Consider the following 21,577-nt stretch of genomic DNA (forward strand, 5'->3'; position numbering starts at 1 on the left):
CCAACAATGATGACTCACCTTTTCAGAATGGTCGCTTTTGCGCTGACCGTTTCAGTCAGTTCCCTCAGCCTGGCTGAGGACACGTTCACACTGCGCCTGGCGCAGACCTGGGGGCCCAATTCGCCGATCCTCGGTGAGACCGTTGAGCACATGGCGGAAATGGCGGAGACCATGTCCAGTGGTCGCCTGAAGATCCGGATTGATGCCTCCAACAAACACAAGGCACCGTTTGGCATCTTTGACCTTGTCCGCAACGGCCAGTACGACATGGGTCACACCGCGTCCTACTACTACAAGGGCACCATCCCGAACGCCATGTACTTCACCACGGTGCCCTTCGGTATGATCGCGCCGGAACAATACGCCTGGTTCTACCATGGCGAAGGCATGGAACTGATGCAGAAGGTGTATGAACCCTACGGCCTGCTGTCGTTTCCGGGCGGCAACACCGGTAACCAGATGGGTGGCTGGTTCCGGGAAGAGATCAAATCCCTCGACGACCTCAAGGGCATGAAGATGCGCACGCCCGGGTTTGCTGGTGAGGTGATGTCCGAGCTGGGTGTGGCGGTGACCAACATCCCGCCGGGTGAGCTATACAGCGCCCTGGAGCGGGGCACCATCGATGCGGTTGAATGGGTGGGCCCGGCCCTCGATTTCAGCATGGGTTTCCACCAGATTGCCAAGTATTACTATTCCGGCTGGCAGGAGCCGGGCGCCGAGGTCCAGTTCCTGATCAACCAGAAAACCTGGAACAGCCTGCCCGCGGATCTGCAGGAAATCCTGCGCGTCGCCATGCGCACAGCCGCCTACGACATGTACATCCAGAGCACGCACGAAAGTGGTGTGGCCTGGGACCGGATGAAGGAAGACTATCCGGACGTCACTCACAAGACCTTCCCGCCGGAAGTGATCGAAGCCCTGAGAGGCGCGACCAACAAGCTCCTGAAAGAAGCAGCGGAACAGGACGAACTGGCGAAAGAGATCATCAATTCCCAGCGCGAGTACCTGCGCCAGGTTCGCCAATGGACCAACATTTCCGATAAGGCCTACCTGGACAGCGTTGCCGGCGAATAACGCCGCATCAGACCCAGCCGGCCGGTCACGGCCGCACCAACGGGGTGTCGGGATCCGGAAGGATGCCACACCCCGTTTTTGTTATCCCGGTTTCACAAAACTGAAATACATGGTCTATAACTTCCTGATAACAAATGGTTAGCAAACTCCCGACCCAATCATTACCAAGGATGCGTTATGACCAGGCTCCATTGTTTGGCACCCACACGTTCGCTGCTGCTGTCTGCCGCGCTCATTGCCGGTACGTTTTCCAGTGTTGCCCAGGCCGAGGAATTACGACTGATCACCTGGGGCGGTTACGCTCCGGACGATGTGGTGGCACAGTTTGAGGAAGAAACCGGCATCGATGTGCAGGTGACCCTCTCCAACAACGAGGACATGATTTCCAAGCTGCGGGCGACCGGGGGAGCCGGTTTCGACCTGGCCCAGCCCAGCCAGGACCGTATTGTTGGTGTTCAACGCCAGTTCAACATCTACAAACCGATTGATTTTGACCGGGTCGACACCGACAACCTGCAACCGTCCATGCTGAAGGCGACCCGGAACGCCACCCAACTGGATGGCGCGTTCTACGGTGTCCCATCGGTGTGGGGCACCAGCGGGCTGATTGTGCACAACTCGGTGGCTGAGACGGTCACCGATTACACGGATCTGTGCGATCCGGCGGTGGCCGGTGAGGTGAGTTATCGCCTGAAACGCCCGACGCTGATCGGATTTGCCTTCGCCATGGGCATGGATCCGTTTTCCGCCTACAACGACCGGGACCAGTACCAGTCCATCCTGGCGAAGGTGGAAGACAAGCTGATTGACTGCAAGGGCAACGTGAAAACCTACTGGACCGGTGGCGATCAGTTGCTGGCCCTGCTGCGCACCGGTGAGGTGACCGCCGCCATGGCCTGGGATGCCGGCGGCTGGAAACTCAACGCGGAGAATCCGGACATCCGGTTTGTGGCTCCGGAATCCGGCGCTCTTGGCTGGATTGACACGTTCGCGATTCCCCGCCGCAGCGAGAATGAAGAGGCGGCCTATCGGTGGATCAATTTCGTGATGCAGCCGGAGATCGCCGCCCGTATCACCAACGCGTCGGGCAATTTCACGGCCTCCAAGGGGGCGGACGAGTACGTACGTGCCGACCTGCGGGACGCCTATCGAGCCAGTTTTGGCGATCAGGCCATCAACAACATCAAGTGGTATCCGCCGGTACCGCCGGGGCTCGAAACCCTGGAAGGTCAGGTCCTCGATCGGGTTCAGGCAGCGAACTGATTGCATGGGGGTGAATTCGGACCTTTTCTGTACGGACCTGGTTCGCCGTTTCGGGCAGCACGCGGCGGTGGACCATGTCTCTCTGGATGTACCTGCGGGCACATTCTTCTCCATTCTCGGGCCCTCGGGCTGTGGCAAGACCACCCTGCTGCGGCTCCTGGCCGGCTTTGACCGTCCCGACTCCGGCGACATCCATATCCGGGGCCAGCGGATGAACGCCGTGCCGCCGAACCGTCGGCCGGTCAACATGGTGTTCCAGCACCTGGCCCTGTTCCCGACCATGTCGGTGGCCGATAACATTGGCTATGGCCTGAAGCGTCAGAAGGTGCCGGCGGCGGACCGCCGCAAGCGCGTTGCCCGGGTCCTTGAACAGGTGGGGCTGCCCGGCCTGGAATCCCGCAATCCCGGAGAGCTCTCCGGCGGCCAGCGTCAACGGGTGGCCCTGGCGCGTTGCCTGGTGCTGGAGCCGACGTTGCTGTTGCTGGACGAGCCGCTTGGGGCGCTTGATCTGAAGCTTCGGGAGCAGATGAAAGTGGAACTCAAGCATCTGCAGAAAGCTTTTGGCACCACCTTCGTGTACATCACCCACGACCAGTCGGAGGCGATGGTGATGTCCGATCAGGTGGCGGTTATGCGGGACGGCCGGTTTGATCAGGTGGCGCCGCCCGAGCAGCTGTACCGGGAACCCGCGACGCCGTTCGTGGCCGGATTCGTGGGAGACAACAACCGGATTGGCGGTGAACTGGTGGCGGTGCGTGAGGATCTGGCCGACGTCCGTCTGGACGACGGTTCGCTGGTGCAGGGCCGTGTGGCCGCTAACGACCTTGAGCCGGGCCAGCGGGCGGAACTTTTTATCCGCCCGGAATCCCTTCTGTTGACTGGCGAGGCCCACGATTTCGGATTCTCCGCGTTGCAGGCGACCGTTCAGACCACCCTGTTTGACGGTGCCAATAGCCGGGTAGAGGCGGACATGGCGGGCCAGACCCTCTACGCCCGGCTACCCCAGGATGGTTCCGCGCCGAACCTGCATGAGAACGCACCGGTCCGGCTGGCCTGGGATCCGCTGCTTGCACGCGTATTCGGTGTGGAGGCAGGATGAGCCCATCGGCTGGCCGGCTGTCGCTGTGGTTACTGCTGACACCGTTCCTGCTCTGGATCGTGTTGCTGGTGCTGGTGCCGCATTTGCAGATGCTGCGGGTGTCATTTCAGGTTCGGGAAAGTTGGGACACGCTGGCCTGGGGCGTGGAGCAGTACCAGAATTTCTTTACCGAGTCCTACTACTGGCGGACCTTCGTGCGCACCGGGGTCATGTCGCTGTTGACCACCTTCCTGACCCTGATCGTTGCGTTCCCGATCGCCTGGTACATCGCTCGTCTGGCGCGGGGACGCGCCCGGGGGTTCCTTTTCCTGGCCTGCCTGATCCCGTTCTGGGCCAGTGAACTGGTGCGAACCTATGGCTGGATGATCCTGCTGAGGGAAAGCGGGTTGTTCAGCGCCTGGCTACAGGCGCTGGGCTGGGCCGATGGACCGGTCGAGATGCTTTACAACGACGTCGCGGTGATCATCGGCCTGGTCTATAACGGCCTGCTGTTCATGGTGGTGCCATTGGTAACCACCCTGGACGGCATGGATGAGAACCTGGTGGAAGCCGGGTACGATCTCGGCGGAAGCCATGCCACCGTCCTGAGGGAAGTCGTGGTGCCCTGGGCAATGCCGGGCATCGTTTCCGGCTGCATCGTCGTGTTCATGCTGACCCTGGGCAGCTACCTGACCCCCATCCTGATGGGCGGCAAGGACAGCGCCTGGTTCACCCAGCAGATTTTCACCCAGTTCATTACCCGGTTTAACTGGGAGCAGGGTGCGGCCCTGGGTGTCCTGCTGTTGGTGTTGTCGTCGCTTATCGTGTGGCTGGGCCTGAAACTCACGGGCCAGTCCCTGCGCAAGGTCCTGGGGTAGCCATGATTCGATCCGTTCCCCGGTCCCGCTGGTTCGACGGCCTCTACCTGGCCTATCTGGTGGCCTTTTTCGTCTATCTGGCGCTGCCCCTGCTGGTAACGGGGGTCTTTGCCTTCAACGATGCGCCGTTTCCTTCCTTGCCCTGGAAAGGGTTCACCCTGGACTGGTACCTGGCCGATGGTTCGGCCGGCCGCACCGGTCTGTTCCACGACGATGGCCTGTTGGCGGCGCTCTGGACCAGCGTCAGGGTTGCTTTCTGGGTGACCGTCGTCAGCGTGGCGCTGGGGTGTGTGAACGCCGTGCTGTTTGAACGCCTGCAGTTCCGGGGCAAGGAGTTTCTGTACGTGCTGATGCTGCTACCGCTGGTCATTCCCGGCGTCATCCTCGGGGTGTCTATCCTGGTGTTCTACAGCGGCATGGCCAACGACGTTTCCCGAGCCTGGGGTATCGAGCTGGATGTGTTTCGGCCGGGTATGCCGCTGGTCGTCATGGGCCAGGTCACCTTCATCACCACCTTGAGTACCCTGGTGATTGCCGCTCGCTTGCGGAAATTCGACCCTCAACTGGAAGAAGCGGCGCTGAACCTGGGGGCGACGCCGCTCGTGGCCTGGTTTACGGTAACCCTGCCATGGCTGTTGCCATCCGTTTTCGGCGCGGCCGCCATGGCGTTCCTGATGTCCTTCGAGAACTTCAATACCACCGTTATGCTGACCGGTAGCGATACCCCACTGACCGTGGCACTGTTCAACCGGCTGCGAGAAGGTTCCACGCCGGTCCTCAATGCGGTGGCGTTGCTGCTGATGGTCGGTTCAGCCTTGCTGGCGATGGTGGTTATGGGTCGATCGGAGTCCCGACCAAGCTAGGCAATCCTTCGGGGCCCTGGGAACGATGGCATCAGCCGTAGCGGACTGGCTCAGTTTGTGATCTATTAACCTATAATTGGTGCCAGTTCCCCAACAATGCAGGCGCTTCCTCCCGATGCATGTGCTCCGCCCACTGCTGATCATCGCGTTGTCTCTGGCGTTCACCCTGCCGGGCGCGACCCTTGCTGCATCCCAGCCGATCACTGATGGCTGGGAATATCGCTGGGGCGATTCGACCTTCAATGCTGACGGCCAGCCCCACTGGACGCTCGAGACCGACGCCGGCCAGTGGCAAACCATCGGATTCCCGTCCAATCCGCCCGACCGCAACGGTCGGGAACATGTCTGGTACCGGGTAACCCTTCCGAATGGAGAGTGGCAAGAACCCGTTCTCTACATTTTCAGCGTCGACATCATTGTTCAGGTGTACCTGGGTGGCGAGCAGATCTATGAGTACGGGACCTTCGACTCCCAGGGCCGTGGCTCCTTTCAGGGATGGCCCTGGCATGCCATTGCCCTGCCCGCGGGGTATCAGGACAAGCCGATCTATTTCCGGGTGTTCTCCGATTACACCGACATCGGACTGTGGGGCGAAGTGTCGATTATGGACCAGGCCGACCTTGTGCTGTTTATCGTGGAGAACTCGCTGAAAGCCCTGGTGATTGCGGGCTTTTCTGCGCTCATCGCTCTGCTTGCCCTGATTTTCGCTGCCCTGCAGACCGAACGACGGACGTTCCTGGGGCTTGCCGTGTTTGCGTTGTCCGCCGCCGTGATGCTGGTGGCCGAGAGCCAGGCCAGCCTCCTGATCACCTATCGTCCGCTGATGTGGGACTACCTGGCCGCGGGGTCCTATTACATGTTGCCGGTCGCCCTGGCCTTGATGCTCGAGCAATGGCTGGCGGATTACCGTCCCTGGCTGATTGGCCTGATCTGGAAGCTGCATCTTGGCTACCTGGTCGGGGCGATCGGCTTAGCCCTGCTTGGGGTGGTCAATCTTTCGTCCACCTTCCCGGTGTTCGATGCATTGTTTTTGGCGACCATTGCCGCCATCACTGTCGTGGTGGTGCGCCGGTTCCGGCACATGGTGCGCGAGCAACAGGTACTGGTGCTGACCTACGGCATTTTCTGTGGTTTTCTGATCGTGGATATGGCCGTCGCCCACGGCGTGCTTCCGTGGGGCCGGGTGCCCGTGAGCTGGGGTCTGCTGATGTTCACACTGGCCGTGGTGGTGATTTCTCTCTGGCATTACGCGAGCACTCAGAATGGCTTGAAACGGCTGGCGGTTTCCCTGGAGCAGAAGGTGGAGGAACGGACAGCACGGGCCGAATCCCTCGCCCGTCGTGAACAGGCCCGGGTGCGCATGCTGACGTTCGAGAATGAGAAAAACCGGGTGCTCGGTGACATGATTGCGGATCTTCAGGATTGTCTCACCCTCGAGCAGGCGTTTCCCGTACTGGCCAAAGTGGTTCCGGATCTCTGCAGTCCTCTTCCCGGCATACTCTACCAGCGTGGCGATGATGGCCATTATCGGGCAGTCGTGTGCTGGGGTGATGCGGGTGAGCAAAACGCATTGCCGCAGAGCCTGGATGCGTCCAGGGGGCTGCCGCGGCCTTCCCAGGTCCCGGAAGCGTCCGGAAACAATAACCTCGAGGCTGCGGCCAACTGGCCCGCCGACCCACTGTGTTTCTGGATCAATGTGGAGTCCGCCAGTGAGGGAATCGTCACCGAGGGCGTCCTGTTGCTGGAAAGTGTTGGGCTGGTTGGGAACGAAGAGCGGGGGTATGGCCTGGCGCGGCTGTTTACCAGACTGGATCAGGCCATCCAGCGGATCTCGATTACCCTCTCAAGCATTGCCCTGCGGGAAGAACTTCAGAAATTCTCCTACGAGGACGCGTTGACCGGACTCAAGAACCGACGCTATTTCGATCAGCTGTTCGAGCATGAATGCGCCGTTGCTTTGCGTAGCCACCTTCCGTTGTCGCTTCTGGTGATCGACATCGATCACTTCAAGCAATTCAACGACACCCATGGTCACGAGGCTGGCGACCGCGGCTTGCAGTCGGTGGCGCTGACGCTTCAGCGTCAGTTCCGGGACAGCGATATCGTCTGTCGGTACGGTGGCGAAGAGTTTGTGGTCATCATGCCGGGCGCGCTCACCGACGACGCCACCGAGCGCGCTCAGAGCCTGTGCGATTCCGTGAGCGATGCCTCGGTCGTGTTTCAGGGCCAAGACCTGGGGCATCTGACGGTTTCAGTGGGTGTGGCTTGCTGGCCGGAAACCGGCGAGGCGCCCGAGCAGCTACTGAGTCTGGCTGATCAGGCCCTCTACCGGGCCAAGGAAGAGGGGCGTAACCGGGTCGGTATCTCAAGAAGCAAGGCGGCCTGACGTCAGACCACCAGCACCGGACACTTGGCGTGGGACGCCACCCTGTGGGATACACTGCCCAGGAGCATGCCGTCCTTGTCGCTGTGGGTGCCTCGGGTACCCACGACAATCAGGTCCGTTTCTTTGTCCTCGGCAAACTTGACGATCACTTTTGAAGGCCGGCCGCTTTTCACGAAACCCCGAATTTTGATGGCTCCGTGGGACTTGGCCAATTCCTTGGCGTGATTGACCACTTCTTTGGCGTACTCCGAAAGCACCTTGTCCGGGATATCCATACCCGGGGGCCGGCCAATGGACAGCGAGGCCTCGAACAGGCTGTGGTGTTTGTACACACAGATCAGGTAGATCTCGGCCTCGGTCAGCTTCTGCAGTTCAATGGCCTTGTCCAGTGCCTTGAGGGACGCCTTGGAACCGTCAATGGCAACCAGAATCCGTTTGAACATAGCTTTCTCCTTGAGACGGCGGTTCGGTTAGACGTCAATCCCGAAAGGCGACGTCACGCAGGAACAGCGCAATGTCCGGGAACGCGATGATCAGACCAGCTGCGGCAACCAGGATAAAGATAAACGGTGGCGTGCCCCGGATCACTTCCAGGTAAGGTCGTTTGAAGATCGCAATGGCGGTGAAGATATCGCAGCCGAAGGGTGGCGTAGCCGACCCGATCGCCACCTGGAGCGTGATCAGTACCCCCACCAGAACCGGATCCAGTCCGGTGGACTCTATGGCAGGCGCGAAAATCGGCGTCAGCACCAGGATCACCACAATCGGGTCCACAAACATACAGGCGATGAAGAACGCGATACAGATGGCAATCAGGACGCCCACAGGACCGGCTTCGTTGACGCCAACAGCGGCCAGAATAGCCTGGGGAATCTGGGCAAACGAGATGATCCAGGAGAAGCCGTTGCCGACGGCGACCAGGATAAAGACCACGGCAGTAATCAGGCCGGTGGACTTGGCAATCCGGTAGACATCGGCCAGCTTAAGCGACCGGAATACGACGAATTCGAGCAGGAACGCGTACAGCACACAGACGGCCGCGGCCTCGGTCGGGCTGAAAATGCCGCCGTAGATGCCGCCTACGATAATGACTGGGAAGAACAGGGGCCACAGGGCCTCGCGTACCGACACGGCGCGTTGGCCCCACGTTGACTTCTCCTCCGTGGGCACATTGTTCTTGTAGGCGTAGATCAGGCAGTAAATGGAGAACATGAACAGGATCAGGACACCCGGTCCGATGCCAGCGATGAAAAGCTCCGCAATTGAGGTTCCGGAGACCACACCATAGATGATCATGCCAATGCTGGGCGGGATCAAAAACGCAATGTCGCTGGCGTTGATGATCAGTGCCAGCGTGAAGGAATCAGAATAACCAGCTTTCAGCATCTTCGGTCGCAGAGGCGAGCCCACGGCGACCACGGTGGCCTGGGTTGAACCGGATACTGCGCCAAACAGCGTGCAGGAGGTGGCGGTACTGATGGCCAGGCCGCCTTTCACGTGACCGATAAAAGCCATGACCATGTTTATCAGGCGTTCTGCAGACTGCCCTCGGGTCATGATGTCGGCAGCAAGGATAAACATGGGTACCGCAATCAGCGACGCGGGTCGGATGCCCCCCATCATCTGTTGCACAAACGTGCCCATCTGGCCGAAGCCGTCAAACATCATTACGAAGCCAACCACCGAGCCGGCGATCAGCGGGACCATCATCGGGAAGCCGAGCAGCAGCAACCCGATCATGACCAACATCATTATAGTTGCCATGGTGTTCTTTCCTTATCTCGCGTCAGCTGCTGGGTTCATACTTCCGATTCGGTATCCGAGTATCCGTCGACCACACCTGTGGAAAGGTAGACATCCTTGCTGGTGAGGTTTTTGATCGCCGTGAGCAGGTACTGGATGCCGGTGATGGCGAAGCCAATAGGTGCCCAGATGTAAATCCACCAAATTTCAAAACCAAGGGCTGGCAGGATCCGGCCGCGACCGTGAAGCGTCTCGATGTAACCGACCGAGTAATAGCAGAGGAAAAACATCGTTACGGAGGTAACCAGGGCGATAAAGATCATCAGCACCTTGCGGCCTTTTGCGGGTATGGCATCGTAAACCGCAGACATTCGAATGTGGCGACCGTGGCGGGCGGCATAGCCGATGCCGGCAAAGGTAATCAGGATGATCAGAATCCGGTTGATCTCGCCGGAAAAGAAAAGGCCCTCACCAAAGACAAAGCGCGCGATGACGTTCACACAGGTGTTTACGGCCATCAAAATGACACCGACGGCAAGCATCACCGCCTCAACTTTACTGATCCATACATCGATGGTTCCCAGAAACCCGGGCAGGCCAGACTCGTAGGTGCCAGTGTCGTCTTCTAGATCCGGGGAGTTCTCGGACATGGGTTCCGCTCCAGAACTTTCTGCTCCCGGCCGGTAGGAGGTCCCCGGCGGGGCGGGGTTAAGGGGTAGGCCCGCCGGCAGGCGCCGGCGGGCACTGGTCCATCAGATTATTTGCTCTGAACTTCTTTCAGGTCTTCCTTGAACTGGTTGAGCAGTTCCTTGCCGCTCTCGCCAGTCATTTCAATGAACTTGTCCTCAACCTGGGGAGCGCGCTCCTTGAAGGCCTGGATCTGTTCGTCGTTCAGGCGAGTGACGGTGACTTCGTCGGAGGCTTTCTGGATCTTGCCAAGGGCTTCTTCAGCCAGGCCGTCAATGTGAACAATGATTTCCTCGAACGCGAAGTCGGCAGCGTCCTGAACCAGCTTCTGGTCTTCGTCCGACAGGCCGTCATAGAAGTTCTTGTTGGCCATCATCGCAGTGGTGAACCAGCCATGGCTGGTGAAAACGAGGTTCGGAGACACTTCGTACAGACCACCGGACTCGATCCAGAAAATCGGGTTCTCCTGGCCCTGGATCATGTTGGTCTGCAGTGCACCGTAGACTTCACCCCAGGGCAGCGGGGTCGGGGTGGCGCCGAAGGCGGCATAGGTTTCGGACAGCAGTGGGTTGGTCATGACGCGGATCTTCTTGTTGTTGAAGTCCTCCGGCTTGGTAACCGGCTCGTCAACGGTGACCACCATTTCGCCTTCCGGGTACATCTTCAGAAGCTCAAGTCCCTTGTCGGCATACAACTTCGGGAAATCTTCATTGATGGCTTCACTCTCCCGGAAGAACTCGATGACCGTTTCCATGTCGGTGGGCATCAGGTAGGGAATGAAGAAAATCTGGGCTTCCGGAATCAGTGCGCCGGTGAAACCCGGGGACTGGTTAACAAAGTTCAGGATCCCGGCCTGGGTCTGCTCCATGATGTCGTCAGATTCACCCAGCTCGCCGAAACGATAAATCTGCAGGGTGTGATCGGAGTTTTCCTCGACGTATTCCTTGAACTTGTACGCGAACACGTCCTGTACGTCGCCTTCATACTCTTCGTGAGCATAACGCCAGCTAGCGGCGTTCACCGAGTTGGCGACCGTCATGGCCGCAAAAGCGAACGCTGAAATTCCGGCCAGTTTCTTGAATTTACTCATGCTACTCATCGGGTTTTCTCCGTTCGTTTTTCTACTGAGATTTATTGTTACATTATTAAAGACTGGCAAAACAACGGGGTTTTCGCAAGAAAATGGCCAAAACAAAAAAATCCAACCCGGTGCCGAACCCCTGTCGCAAGTTTATGAAATCATGGTTCATTCAGATTCGAGCGACACACCTCGAGGAACCATTGGAACTCGCTGACCACCCGGCCGACGCTGTTCTCAAGGCGATGACCATCCGGTAGAACCAGGGTGGGAAGCCCCTGTTTCCGGGCCAGTTCCAGTACCGGCATCACGGGGACCACGTCGTCCCTCCAGCCGTGGATCACCTGGCTAAACCGGGCCCGAATGTTCGGACTTGACTGGGGATACCCTTCCATCGCCAGCGCGGGCGCCAGCAGGAAACATCCAAGTACCGGGGTTGATTCGCTGGTCTGCGCACAGACCCAGCCACCCATGCTGGAGCCGGCAAGCACCGTACGGCCCGGATCGGCCCCGGCTTCCTCCATGGCGCTGGCCATCTGTGCCAATCGGGTCGCCGGATCCCTGGTGGAGCGATGGTCAATAGCGATGGCTGTCACGCCCGGGAAGGCCTCGGCGGCATCCTTCATTGCCTGGATCTTGGTGCTTCCCGGACCGCTTTCGAGGCCGTGGGAAAGGAAGACGAACAGTGTCGGTGTGGGCATGGTTCGAACCCTGTGAAACGGTGTCTGTGAGGATTGAGCGTCCCGCAAAGGATGGTGGGTCAAACCGGGCATGTCCAGCCGAACCGCTGCCCGGCACTGAAACCATTTGGCGTTGTGTGGCGTAATACTGGTGAACGTAAACGGAGTATCAAACCATGGTCAGACTGCTCTTCGCGGCCCTTTTTTCGCTGTCGGTTGGCGGGGTTCACGCCGATGAGCCGGTGTCGTCGTCCTGCCCGGCGTTTCTCGATCACGAGCTCCGCAAGCTTCATTCCCGGGACAACGTCAACCTGTGCAACATGGCCGCGGGCAAACCCATGCTGGTGGTGAACACCGCCAGTCGATGCGGGTACACCGGACAGTTCGAAGGGCTGGAAGCGTTGCACCGGAAATACCAGGACCGGGGGCTGGTCGTGGTTGGCTTTGCCAGCGATGATTTCCGCCAGGAGGCAGACACCGAAGCGGAAGCTGCCCGGGTCTGTTACAAGAATTTCGGAGTGACCTTCACCATGATTGCCCCGGGCCCGGTGACGGGGTCGGACGCCAATCCGGTGTTCCAGCACGTCAGTGGCCAGAGCCAGCCGCCGCGCTGGAATTTCTTCAAGTATGTGCTGGATCGGGATGGCCGAGTGGTGGAGGCCTTTCCCAGTCGGGTAGAGCCGGACGACCCGACACTGGTCCGGGCCGTCGAATCGGTGCTCTAGGCACGGCGTGTTGCGGCCAGAACCTCCAGGGCGTGACGGCGCTTGGCGGGGTCGTAGATGTCGATCGTGAACATCAGTTCGTCGACGTCGACCGTCGCCAGTAGCTCGTCCAGTTGCCGGTTCAGGTCGTTGGCATCACCCAGGATCTGGAGCGCGAGGAAGTCCTGAACGCTGGCCTTTTCGCCGGCATTCCACAGTCCTTCCATGGAGTCGACCGGTGGGCGCATCCACAGCGGCTGGCCGCGGAACAGCGCGAGAATCCGCTGGTAGCTGGTGGTGGCCAACCGTCTGGCCTCGTCCATCGAGTCCGCCGGGATCGCCGGAACGGCCAGCATCGAGTAGGGGGCAGCCAGCTGGTCAGAGGGCTGGAAATTGTCCCGGTAGACCCGCAGCGCCTCCCGGTAAAGCCGCGGCGCAAAGTGCCCGGCAAAGGCGTATGGTAGGCCCCGTATGGCCGCAAGTTGGGCACTGTACAGGCTGGACCCCAGCAACCAGATCGGGACATTGGAGCCGGCTCCGGGGATGGCCTTGACCGGCTGGCCAGGTTGCAATGGCCCCAGCAGCTGTTGCAGCCGGGCCACGTCCTCGGGGAACTGTTCGGCACCCAGGCCCTCCCGGCGAAGCGCCCGGGCGGTGACCGGGTCAGTCCCGGGCGCACGACCCAGGCCCAGGTCGATGCGGCCGGGGTAGAGGCTCTCCAGGGTTCCGAACTGTTCGGCGATCACCAGCGGTGGATGGTTAGGCAGCATGACCCCGCCGGAACCCACCCGTATCCGGTCGGTTTTGCCGGCGATGTGACCGATCAGGACCGAGGTTGCGGAGCTGCTGATGCCTTCCATGTTGTGGTGCTCGGCCAGCCAGAAACGGCTAAAGCCCAGTTGTTCGGCGCGCTGGGCGTAGGCCACGCTGTTGGCCAGCGTGGTGCCGACGGAATCGCCTTCACGAACGGAGGCAAGCTCAAGCAGGGAATAGTCGGGTCGGTTGGACATGGGGCTCCGGATTGGTGTGCATGTTGGTGAGTCAGAGATCCACGACAACCGGCAGGTTCAACGGCTTGTAGCTGCCGGTACAGGTGCTGGCGTTGACATACAGGCAGTCGCCAATCTGTTGCTGGCCGTGGTCTTCGTGAATATGTCCAAAAACATGGAGCCGAAGGGACAGGGTTTCAACCTTTCGGGCCAGGTCCTCGCACCCGGGGCGGACGGTTCCCGTGGGCAGAATGATCCGGTCCAGTATGCCGGCGGGCGGGCCATGGGTTATCAACACGTCGGTGTCCCCGGGAATTCGGGCCCAGCGCTCGGCAATCGCCGGGCCCCGTTCGAGATTGAACGCCCAGTTGAAAAACACCGGTGTCCAGGGGCTGCCCCAGAATTTCAGGCCCTCCAGTTCCAGTGCGCTGTCCTGCAGGTAATGGGCATGCTGGACCAATGCCCTGGCGTCGGCGGGTTCATCCTGAAAACACCAGTCATGGTTGCCGGCGATCAGAATCTTGTGGCGATGGGGCTGCTCCGAGAACCACCGATCCAGGTCCTCCAGCTCTTCCAGGGTGCCGACCCCGAGACAGTCCCCGGCGTGAATCAACAGATCGCCGTCTGGCACCTCGATCTGTCGGTGCATGCTGTGGGTGTCGGAGATACAGACAATTCTCATGGTTCGGCGTGTCCTGGATGACAATGGCGATTCGGTCGGGAAATCCGTCGTATTCTACGATAGCATCTGGCGCCCCAGACCCGTCCACGCATTTATGGTGACCCCCATGCGCCTGATACTGAGTCGCAAAGGCTTCGATTCCTCCGCTGGTGGCTGCCCCAGCCCGCTGCTCCCGGATGGTTCGCTGTGCGTGCTGCCGATTCCCGATGGCCAGTCTCAAATCCGTTACGATGATGTGCGCTTTGGCGAACGTCGGTTGGGCAAGCTGGCGCGGGACCTGAGCGGCGGCCGCGTTCGGGGTGGTGACGGCGCTCACCTGGATCCGGATCTGATGGCCGGGGCTTATCCCCGTCTGGACGGGTGGCGGCCAGTTCTGGGGCAGACAGGATCCGCCCAGGGGCACCTGCGCAATCAGGGGGTCGCTGAGGGCGACCTGTTCCTGTTTTTCGGGGTCTTCCGTCGGGCCGAACTCTGGCGCCGACGCTGGCGATTCGTGCCGGGTTCACGGCCCTTCCATGCCATCTGGGGCTGGCTACACATTGCCGAGACCCACTCCATTGATGCGCTCCCGGAGAGCGCCTTGCCCTGGGCCCGGTACCACCCACATTTCCACGGCCAGCCGGATGCGGGCAATACTCTGTATGTGGCCAGCCCTGATTTCCGGTTGCCGGAACAGCGGCAGATTCTTCCCGGCAGCGGCGTCTTCCCATCGTTTGACGAGGGGCTGATGCTGAGTGACCCGGAGGCTCGCCTGCCGACCCAGTGGCGTTTGCCGGCGGGCTTTTATCCAGGCGATGCCCGTGCACCGCTGAGTTACCATGCCAGGCCAGATCGTTGGCGACTGGCCCCGCCCTGGTGTTACCTGAAAGGGGCGGCCAGGGGCCAGGAGTTTGTCCTGGATCTGGCGGCGTATCCGGAGCTGGAACCCTGGTTGTCGGCGCTGCTCAGAACTGGCCGTGCCGCCCCGCCCCTTCCCTGAATTTCCGGGCGCCGTCGATGGCCTCTTCAAAAACCACCGGATAGCCGGCTGCGCCTTCCGTGGCCAGGGCGTCGTGGGTGCTCAGGTCCCACTGGCGGATGGCCGAGGCGCGGTCAGCGAGCAGGCACCGTTGGGGAAAACCGGCGATGGTGCGGGCAAGCGTCTGGGCTGCGTCGAGCGCGGTGCCGTCCGGCACGACCCGGTTAGCCAGGCCCATCGAGAGGGCCTCGTCGGCCGTCACCGGGCGACCTGTGAGGATCATGTCCATGGCATGGCCGTGACCAACGATCCGGGGCAGGCGCACGGTGCCGCCATCAATCAGGGGGACGCCCCAGCGCCGACAGAAAACACCAAAGACCGCCGAACTGTCCGCCACGCGCAGGTCGCACATCAGCGCCAGTTCCAGTCCGCCGGCGACGGCATAACCCGAGACCGCAGCAATCACGGGTTTCGACAGCTGCATCCGGGTGGGACCCATGGGGCCGTGTCCAGTGCCGTGGGGGTCAATCTCGTTGCGTCGGTCCGGGTCGTCGAGGGCAGTGAGGTCGGCGCCGGCGCAGAAGTTGCCGCCGGCACCCGTCAGGACCGCAACCTTGACGGCTTCATTCTCCTCGCATTCCGTGAAAGCGCGGCGCAGGGCGTTCGCGGTTGGCCGATCCACCGCATTGCGTTGACTCGGTCGGTTCAGGGTGATGGTGAGGATACCTTCGGTCAGTGACGTGAGAACGGGTTGCTCGGTCATAGTGGGTGTCCTGTGCGTCTTTTGCGGGGAACCGCCGAATTCATTGTAAGATGGGTGAACACGTCTCACCCATAACGTGAGCATAACCCATTTCACAAACAGGGTCGGAGGCCGGGGAAATGCAGCCCAGCGGGTTTTACGAGAACGACACCACACTTGCCCAGTACTCGGAGTTCCATTTTGGCGAGCGGTGGCACGGCGAGCCCAATTTCCCGAAAGAACTGGCCGACGTCGCCATCGATGCCATGGACGGTCGGAATTTCGGGCGGGCCCTGGACATTGGCTGTGCCTGTGGCCGGACCAGTTTCGAACTGGCGCGACGGTTTGACCACGTTGATGGCATCGATTTTTCGGCCACGTTTATTCGAAAGTGCGAGGAAATGGCGCAACACAAACGGGTTCGCTACGCCCGCCCGGAAGAGGGCGAGCTGGTGAGCTATCACGAGCGAACACTGGCTGCGTTGGACCTGGAGCAGACAGCCGGCAAGGTGGCGTTCCATCAGGGCGATGCCTGTGACCTCGACCCCCGATTTACCGGTTACGATCTGGTCCTGGCGGGCAACCTGATTGACCGTCTGTATCAACCGTCTAAATTTCTCACCACCATCCATGAGCGCATCAACGACGACGGTCTGCTGGTCATTGCCTCACCCTACACCTGGCTGGAGGAGTACACGCCCCGCGCCGAGTGGGTCGGCGGCTTCCTGAAGGATGGTGAAGAGTACACCACCCTGGACGGTTTGAGGGAGGTACTGGGGCCGCATTTTCGCCAGATGGGTGAGCCCCGGAGCCTGCCATTCGTGATCCGCGAGACCCGCAACAAGTTCCAGCACAGTTTTTCCGAGCTCACGGTCTGGCAGAAAATCTCCGTGTGAAGGCCGGCGGTGCCGGTCACTTCATTCTGAAGCCCCTGGCCTCCAAGAATGCCTTCATGTGCGGGCGTAACTTGGTGGTGAACAGCGGCTTGAGCTGCTCCGACCAGGTGGTGTCCTTGTTGCCACCGGTGCGTTCCCGGTAATAGCTGTTCATGGTGGCGTCGAAGGACTCGACCTGTTCCTGGTCCTGTGCGTCCTGGTAGTAGTCTTCCTTGAGAATGAGGTCCACCGGAAGGCGGGGCTTAACCTCCGGCGACTGGTCCGGGTACCCCAGACACAGGCCGAAGACCGGATAAACGTGTTCGGGCAGACGCAAAAGGCTGCTGATCTCAGCGGGATTGTTCCGAATACCCCCGATGTAACACAGGCCGAGGCCCTCAGATTCCGCGGCAATGGCAACGTTCTGGGCCATCAGGGCGGTGTCGACGCTGGCAACCACCAGTTGTTCGGTAGTGCCGCGAACGACGTCCGCACCGGCTCTTTCCGCGGCTTCCGTCGAGCGTTTCATGTCGGCACAGAACACCAGGAAATCGGAGCTGTCGGCGATGTAGGGCTGGCCACCGGCCAGCTCGGCGATCTTCAATCGGTTTTCCGGATTGACCACGTGAATCACGGAGTAGGCTTGCACGTGGTTGGAGGTCGCCGCACTCTGGCCCGCCCGAATCAGCTCGCGCAACAATTCGCGGGGAATTTTCCGATCGGTGAACTTTCGGATGGAGCGGTGGGATTTCAGGAGGTCAATCGTGGCGTTCATGGCATCTCGCTGTCGGTGAATGTCGTATAGCATACGATCGTTAATCGAATCCGAGGTTACCCGTCCTGGTTTGTGGGTAAAAGTGATGACACTAATAATACCAATTCCTACAAAGCAGATACGTTCAGGAGGCGGGAGTGCTGGTATCGTGAAGCTGGAGGGAGTTCGCCTCCAGATTCATTCTCAAGGACCAGAGGACCAATGGAACTGAACGTGCACCTGCCGACCCTGGTGATGCTGTCGATAGCCGTGAACCTGCTGATCGGGGCTCTGCTTTGGGCCGTGTACCGTCTCCGGGACAATCAGCCCTGTTTTCTGGTGTGGACCGGCGCCTGTGCCAGCTTTGTCCTTGGTAGCCTGTTGGCCTCGGCTGGTGCGTTCATTGAGGCTCCCCTTCTGACCGTCCTGGTGGGACATTTGAGTCTTGGCGTGTCACCGCTGCTGTTGCTTGCAGGCATTCACCGCCTGATGGAACTGCCGTTTTTCGGCTCGCGCCACTCGGCCCGTATTCTGAAGTTTGCCAGTGGAATCTACGTCTTTGGCCTGGTGGTGTCGTTCGAGGGTGATCCGGTCGCAGCCCGCTTCCTGACCGCCCTGTATTCCGCACTCTTGTTCAGTCTGGCGGTTTACCGTCTGTCGAGGATCAAACGGAAACCCAGGTTGCCCTTTCGGGTACTCCAGAGCCTGTTTGCCATTCACGGCATCCTGATGATGATCCAGGTGCTGACGATCGCTTGCGGGCGGTCTGGTCTGGTGACCGTGGATATCGATGCCATGCTCTCCCTGATTCTCTTCAACCATCTGCTCTTGGCCACGGCAACCGTCCTCGCGCTGCCCCTGCTCGCGTTTACCCAGGCGGAGCAGGATTTGCGGGAGCTTGCCGAGCGGGACGAACTGACCCGGCTTCTCAATAGAAGGGCGTTCTACCGGGAGGGCCTGGCGGCGTTTGAGCAGGCACGGCAGCGTGGCCAGTTGCTCACGGTGCTGATGATTGACCTTGATTACTTCAAGCAGATCAATGATCGTTGGGGGCACGCGGTTGGTGATGATGCCCTGCGGTTTGTCGCGACATTGCTGGCGGAAGAACTGCGGGATGTCGACACGGTCGGGCGCATTGGTGGCGAAGAGTTTGCCGCGGTGCTCAATACCGGTAATCGGGCCGAGGTTGAGGCCATCACCGGTCGTCTGTTGGCGCGTTTGGCGGAACGCGGTCGAGTGGTGGCGGGCAGGCCGCTGTATCTTTCCGCCAGTATCGGTGGCGTCGCCATGACACCGGAAACAGGCAGTTTTGCTGAGATGATGCAACTGGCGGATGCGGCCATGTACCGGGCAAAAACCAAGGGCCGTAACCGGGTGGAGTTTGCCCCACGGGTGGACCCCGCCGTCTAGGTTTCCTCGTTGCCCTGTCCCTGTTGCGTTTGGCCCGACGGCAGTCGGTAAACGGTTGGTGGAGGAAAACGATGCGACACCCGTATTCGTTCATGCTCGGGACCCGGACGTGGCAGTTCCGTAACCTTTCTGAACTGATGGCCAAGGCAACGCCGGCCCGCTCGGGAGATCGTCTGGCGGGCGTTATTGCCGGATCGGACGAGGAACGGATCGTGGCCCAGATGAAATTGGCCGAATTGCCGCTGAAAACATTTCTTTCCGAGGCCCTGATTCCCTACGAGACCGATGAGGTCACCCGCCTGATCCTGGACGATCACGATGCCAGCGCGTTTCGCCGTGTCTCCCACCTCACCGTCGGCGATTTCCGGAACTGGTTGCTGGGCGATCAGGCCACACCGGAGGTCCTGGCGGCGCTCAGGCCCGGCCTGACCCCGGAAATGGTGGCCGCGGTGAGCAAGCTGATGCGCAACCAGGACCTGATTCTGGTGGCCCGAAAATGCCGCGTTACAACGGCGTTCCGAAACACCATTGGCCTGGCCGGGCGACTGTCCACCCGTCTGCAGCCCAACCATCCCACCGACGATATCACCGGCATTGCAGCCAGTATCCTTGATGGCCTGCTGTATGGCAGTGGTGATGCGGTGATTGGTATCAACCCCGCCACCGACAACGTTGCCCAGGCCACCCGCCTGATGCGGCTGGTGGACGAGGTGATCGGCAAATACGACATTCCCACCCAGTCCTGTGTCCTTACCCATGTGACCAACACCCTCGAAGCCATCGAACAGGGTGCGCCGGTTGATCTGGTATTCCAGTCGATTGGCGGCACCGAGGCGACCAACCACAGCTTCGGCTTCAGCCTCGCCACCCTGAAGGAAGCCCGTGAGGCCGCGCTCTCCCTGAACCGGGGCACGGTGGGCAGAAACGTCATGTATTTTGAAACCGGGCAGGGCAGCGCTCTGTCCGCGGACGCCCATCACGGGCTGGATCAGCAGACCTGCGAGGCCCGGGCCTATGCGGTGGCCCGGAAATTCGACCCGCTGCTCGTCAATACCGTGGTCGGATTCATCGGGCCGGAATACCTGTACGACGGCAAGGAAATAATCCGGGCCGGGCTGGAAGATCACTTCTGCGGCAAGCTCCTGGGCCTGCCCATGGGCTGTGACATCTGCTACACCAACCACGCCGAGGCGGACCAGAACGACATGGACAACCTGTTGACCCTCCTGGGGGTGGCAGGCTGCAGCTTTATCATGGGCATTCCGGGCTCCGACGACATCATGCTGAATTACCAGACTACCTCGTTTCACGACGCGCTCTACGTCCGTCGGGTACTGGATCTGAAGCCGGCTCCGGAATTCGAGGCCTGGCTGGCGCGCATGAAGATCTTCACGGATATCTCCCGCCACGAGCCCAGTCAGGCGTTGCCGGAGGTGTTCCGGAGCAGCTTGAGGGCGTTGCCCGGGGAGACCGGCGATGAGTGACCTGGTTACCGACAATGTCTGGCGACGCCTGCGGCGCTATACCGATGCCCGCATTGGCCTTGGGCGGGCGGGGATCAGTCTGCCCACGTCCGAATTGCTGGCGTTCCAGCTGGCCCACGCCCAGGCGCGGGACGCCGTGCACTTGCCCCTGGACGTTCCGAAGCTGATGGCCGACCTGGATGAGGCGAATTCGGGCGGTACGATGGGCAAGACCGTGGAATTGCACAGCGAAGCGGTGGATCGCATCACCTATCTGCAGCGGCCGGATCTGGGCCGGCAGTTATCGGCGGAGGGACGTGCTCGCCTGCAGACGCTGGCGACGACCGAGCCCTGCGACCTGGCGGTGGTGATTGTCGACGGCCTGTCCTCGTTTGGGGTGCAGAACAACGCGGCAGCCCTGGTGAAGCACCTGGTTGCCGAGCTGGATCAGGACGGCCGCAACTGGCGGCTGGCCCCCCTGACCGTGGTGCAGCAGGGCCGTGTCGCCATTGGTGACGAGATCGGCTTGCTGCTCAACGCCCGCATGGTGGTTGTGCTGATCGGTGAACGTCCGGGTCTCAGTTCGCCGGACAGCCTGGGCGTGTACCTGACTTTCGGCCCGGAGCCGGGCCTGAACGACGCCCGTCGGAACTGTATCTCCAATATCCGGCCGGCCGGCCTGAGCGTGGAAGAGGCGAGCCGGCGGCTGCTGTACCTGATTCGGGAGGCTGACCGGCTCAAGCTTTCCGGCATTGGTCTGAAGGACCGGACGGATGACACCGTGATTGACGCGCCCGGCGGTGATCGAAACTTCCTCACCGACTGACTGCCGAAAGTCGAATGCCCTAGAAACGGAGGCCTTCGACCTCGCGACGCTGACGGAAATGGGTCAGGGCGACGTTGGTGGCGGCCAGCACAACGAACAGCGCGATGCCTTTTGGCACCATGGCATGAATGTCCGGATTGGGCGCCGTCGCTGCGGTAACCAGGATCAGGCCGAGGGTATTTCTGGCCAGTCGAACCGCGAGCATGGCGCAGAGGAAACCCGACTGGATCGCGGTATCGGCGGACCGTAGGCACCGACCGAAGGCGGGCATGAGGTGAACGGTGTTTACAAGCAGCAAGATGAAAATGACGATCTGGGCAATACTGAAAAATGTCATGACAAGTAAGAGACCAATAACAGAAACAGAAAACCGGTAAAAAATCGGTCGGCATTATCCCCGATTGGTCACTTTTAATCCAGTTTCCCTGGGGCGTCCCTGCCCCG

At 60.6% G+C, this 21,577-nt stretch carries 22 protein-coding genes; 12 read left to right on the forward strand and 10 right to left on the reverse strand.

Annotated elements, in window-relative coordinates:
• Nucleotides 1-27: 27 nt before the first annotated feature.
• The 6 genes from KXD86_RS13100 to KXD86_RS13125 all read left to right on the forward strand — a co-directional run bounded on the left by KXD86_RS13100 (nt 28) and on the right by KXD86_RS13125 (nt 7,542).
• The gene (locus KXD86_RS13100) at nt 28-1,074 is read left to right on the forward strand and encodes a TRAP transporter substrate-binding protein (RefSeq protein ID WP_376770978.1); all 1,047 of its coding nucleotides are present in this window, start codon (nt 28-30) and stop codon (nt 1,072-1,074) included.
• Nucleotides 1,075-1,251: 177 nt separating this feature from the next.
• Entirely contained in the window at nt 1,252-2,337 is a 1,086-nt protein-coding gene (locus KXD86_RS13105) for an extracellular solute-binding protein (protein WP_218636449.1), read from the forward strand.
• Between the two features lie 4 nt (nt 2,338-2,341).
• The gene (locus KXD86_RS13110; RefSeq protein WP_218636450.1) at nt 2,342-3,436 is read left to right on the forward strand and encodes an ABC transporter ATP-binding protein; all 1,095 of its coding nucleotides are present in this window, start codon (nt 2,342-2,344) and stop codon (nt 3,434-3,436) included.
• Complete coding sequence (locus KXD86_RS13115; protein WP_218636451.1) at nt 3,433-4,293, forward strand: ABC transporter permease; 861 nt, start codon at nt 3,433-3,435, stop codon at nt 4,291-4,293. The genes KXD86_RS13110 and KXD86_RS13115 overlap by 4 nt, the downstream gene beginning before the upstream one ends.
• 2 nt (nt 4,294-4,295) lie before the next feature.
• Nucleotides 4,296-5,156, forward strand: a complete 861-nt coding sequence (locus KXD86_RS13120; RefSeq protein WP_218636452.1) for an ABC transporter permease — start codon at nt 4,296-4,298, stop codon at nt 5,154-5,156.
• A gap of 115 nt (nt 5,157-5,271) precedes the next feature.
• Nucleotides 5,272-7,542, forward strand: a complete 2,271-nt coding sequence (locus tag KXD86_RS13125) for a GGDEF domain-containing protein (RefSeq protein WP_218636453.1) — start codon at nt 5,272-5,274, stop codon at nt 7,540-7,542.
• A gap of 2 nt (nt 7,543-7,544) precedes the next feature.
• On the opposite strand, the gene KXD86_RS13130 is transcribed toward KXD86_RS13125, so the two are convergent.
• The 5 genes from KXD86_RS13130 to KXD86_RS13150 form a co-directional block, all read right to left on the reverse strand.
• Nucleotides 7,545-7,985, reverse strand: coding sequence for a universal stress protein (locus tag KXD86_RS13130; protein WP_218636454.1), 441 nt, complete (start codon nt 7,983-7,985; stop codon nt 7,545-7,547).
• A gap of 34 nt (nt 7,986-8,019) precedes the next feature.
• Nucleotides 8,020-9,306 carry a TRAP transporter large permease gene (locus KXD86_RS13135; RefSeq protein WP_218636455.1) on the reverse strand — a complete coding sequence of 429 codons (1,287 nt, stop codon included), beginning with the start codon at nt 9,304-9,306 and terminating at the stop codon, nt 8,020-8,022.
• A 35-nt stretch (nt 9,307-9,341) separates the two neighbouring features.
• The gene (locus KXD86_RS13140) at nt 9,342-9,935 is read right to left on the reverse strand and encodes a TRAP transporter small permease (protein WP_218636456.1); all 594 of its coding nucleotides are present in this window, start codon (nt 9,933-9,935) and stop codon (nt 9,342-9,344) included.
• A 107-nt stretch (nt 9,936-10,042) separates the two neighbouring features.
• A complete protein-coding gene (locus KXD86_RS13145; protein ID WP_218636457.1) occupies nt 10,043-11,071 on the reverse strand; it encodes a TRAP transporter substrate-binding protein in 1,029 nt (342 codons plus the stop codon).
• Between the two features lie 140 nt (nt 11,072-11,211).
• Complete coding sequence (locus KXD86_RS13150) at nt 11,212-11,751, reverse strand: alpha/beta fold hydrolase (protein WP_218636458.1); 540 nt, start codon at nt 11,749-11,751, stop codon at nt 11,212-11,214.
• 155 nt (nt 11,752-11,906) lie between these two features.
• On the opposite strand from KXD86_RS13150, the gene KXD86_RS13155 reads away from it, so the two are divergent.
• On the forward strand, nt 11,907-12,455 hold the full coding sequence (locus tag KXD86_RS13155) for a glutathione peroxidase (RefSeq protein WP_218636459.1): 549 nt from the start codon (nt 11,907-11,909) through the stop codon (nt 12,453-12,455).
• Here KXD86_RS13155 and KXD86_RS13160 read toward each other — a convergent pair.
• Together KXD86_RS13160 and KXD86_RS13165 are read right to left on the reverse strand one after the other, a co-directional pair.
• Nucleotides 12,452-13,444 (reverse strand): LLM class flavin-dependent oxidoreductase, encoded by a 993-nt coding sequence (locus KXD86_RS13160; RefSeq protein WP_218636460.1) that lies wholly within the window; start codon nt 13,442-13,444, stop codon nt 12,452-12,454. The genes KXD86_RS13155 and KXD86_RS13160 overlap by 4 nt on opposite strands.
• Before the next feature lie 31 nt (nt 13,445-13,475).
• Nucleotides 13,476-14,105 (reverse strand): metallophosphatase domain-containing protein, encoded by a 630-nt coding sequence (locus KXD86_RS13165; RefSeq protein WP_218636461.1) that lies wholly within the window; start codon nt 14,103-14,105, stop codon nt 13,476-13,478.
• Between KXD86_RS13165 and KXD86_RS13170 the strand changes: the two genes are divergently transcribed.
• Nucleotides 14,104-15,084: an Nmad3 family putative nucleotide modification protein gene (locus tag KXD86_RS13170; RefSeq protein WP_228739382.1), complete on the forward strand. Its 981-nt coding sequence runs from the start codon at nt 14,104-14,106 to the stop codon at nt 15,082-15,084. The genes KXD86_RS13165 and KXD86_RS13170 overlap by 2 nt on opposite strands.
• On the opposite strand, the gene KXD86_RS13175 is transcribed toward KXD86_RS13170, so the two are convergent.
• The gene (locus tag KXD86_RS13175; protein WP_218636462.1) at nt 15,050-15,826 is read right to left on the reverse strand and encodes a crotonase/enoyl-CoA hydratase family protein; all 777 of its coding nucleotides are present in this window, start codon (nt 15,824-15,826) and stop codon (nt 15,050-15,052) included. The two genes, KXD86_RS13170 and KXD86_RS13175, sit on opposite strands and share 35 nt — an antisense overlap.
• A gap of 119 nt (nt 15,827-15,945) precedes the next feature.
• On the opposite strand from KXD86_RS13175, the gene KXD86_RS13180 reads away from it, so the two are divergent.
• Nucleotides 15,946-16,701, forward strand: coding sequence for a putative 4-mercaptohistidine N1-methyltransferase (locus tag KXD86_RS13180; protein WP_218636463.1), 756 nt, complete (start codon nt 15,946-15,948; stop codon nt 16,699-16,701).
• A gap of 16 nt (nt 16,702-16,717) precedes the next feature.
• On the opposite strand, the gene nfsA is transcribed toward KXD86_RS13180, so the two are convergent.
• Entirely contained in the window at nt 16,718-17,455 is a 738-nt protein-coding gene (gene nfsA, locus KXD86_RS13185) for an oxygen-insensitive NADPH nitroreductase (RefSeq protein ID WP_218636464.1), read from the reverse strand.
• A 201-nt stretch (nt 17,456-17,656) separates the two neighbouring features.
• On the opposite strand from nfsA, the gene KXD86_RS13190 reads away from it, so the two are divergent.
• The 3 genes from KXD86_RS13190 to eutC all read left to right on the forward strand — a co-directional run bounded on the left by KXD86_RS13190 (nt 17,657) and on the right by eutC (nt 21,133).
• Complete coding sequence (locus tag KXD86_RS13190; RefSeq protein WP_218636465.1) at nt 17,657-18,844, forward strand: GGDEF domain-containing protein; 1,188 nt, start codon at nt 17,657-17,659, stop codon at nt 18,842-18,844.
• Between the two features lie 71 nt (nt 18,845-18,915).
• Entirely contained in the window at nt 18,916-20,328 is a 1,413-nt protein-coding gene (locus tag KXD86_RS13195; RefSeq protein ID WP_218636466.1) for an ethanolamine ammonia-lyase subunit EutB, read from the forward strand.
• Complete coding sequence (gene eutC / locus KXD86_RS13200) at nt 20,321-21,133, forward strand: ethanolamine ammonia-lyase subunit EutC (RefSeq protein ID WP_218636467.1); 813 nt, start codon at nt 20,321-20,323, stop codon at nt 21,131-21,133. The genes KXD86_RS13195 and eutC overlap by 8 nt, the downstream gene beginning before the upstream one ends.
• Before the next feature lie 19 nt (nt 21,134-21,152).
• Here eutC and KXD86_RS13205 read toward each other — a convergent pair whose 3' ends face one another.
• Nucleotides 21,153-21,470: a hypothetical protein gene (locus tag KXD86_RS13205; RefSeq protein WP_218636468.1), complete on the reverse strand. Its 318-nt coding sequence runs from the start codon at nt 21,468-21,470 to the stop codon at nt 21,153-21,155.
• Between the last annotated feature and the right edge of the window lie 107 nt (nt 21,471-21,577).

Source organism: Marinobacter arenosus, from assembly GCF_019264345.1.
Classification (GTDB): Bacteria; Pseudomonadota; Gammaproteobacteria; order Pseudomonadales; family Oleiphilaceae; genus Marinobacter; species Marinobacter arenosus.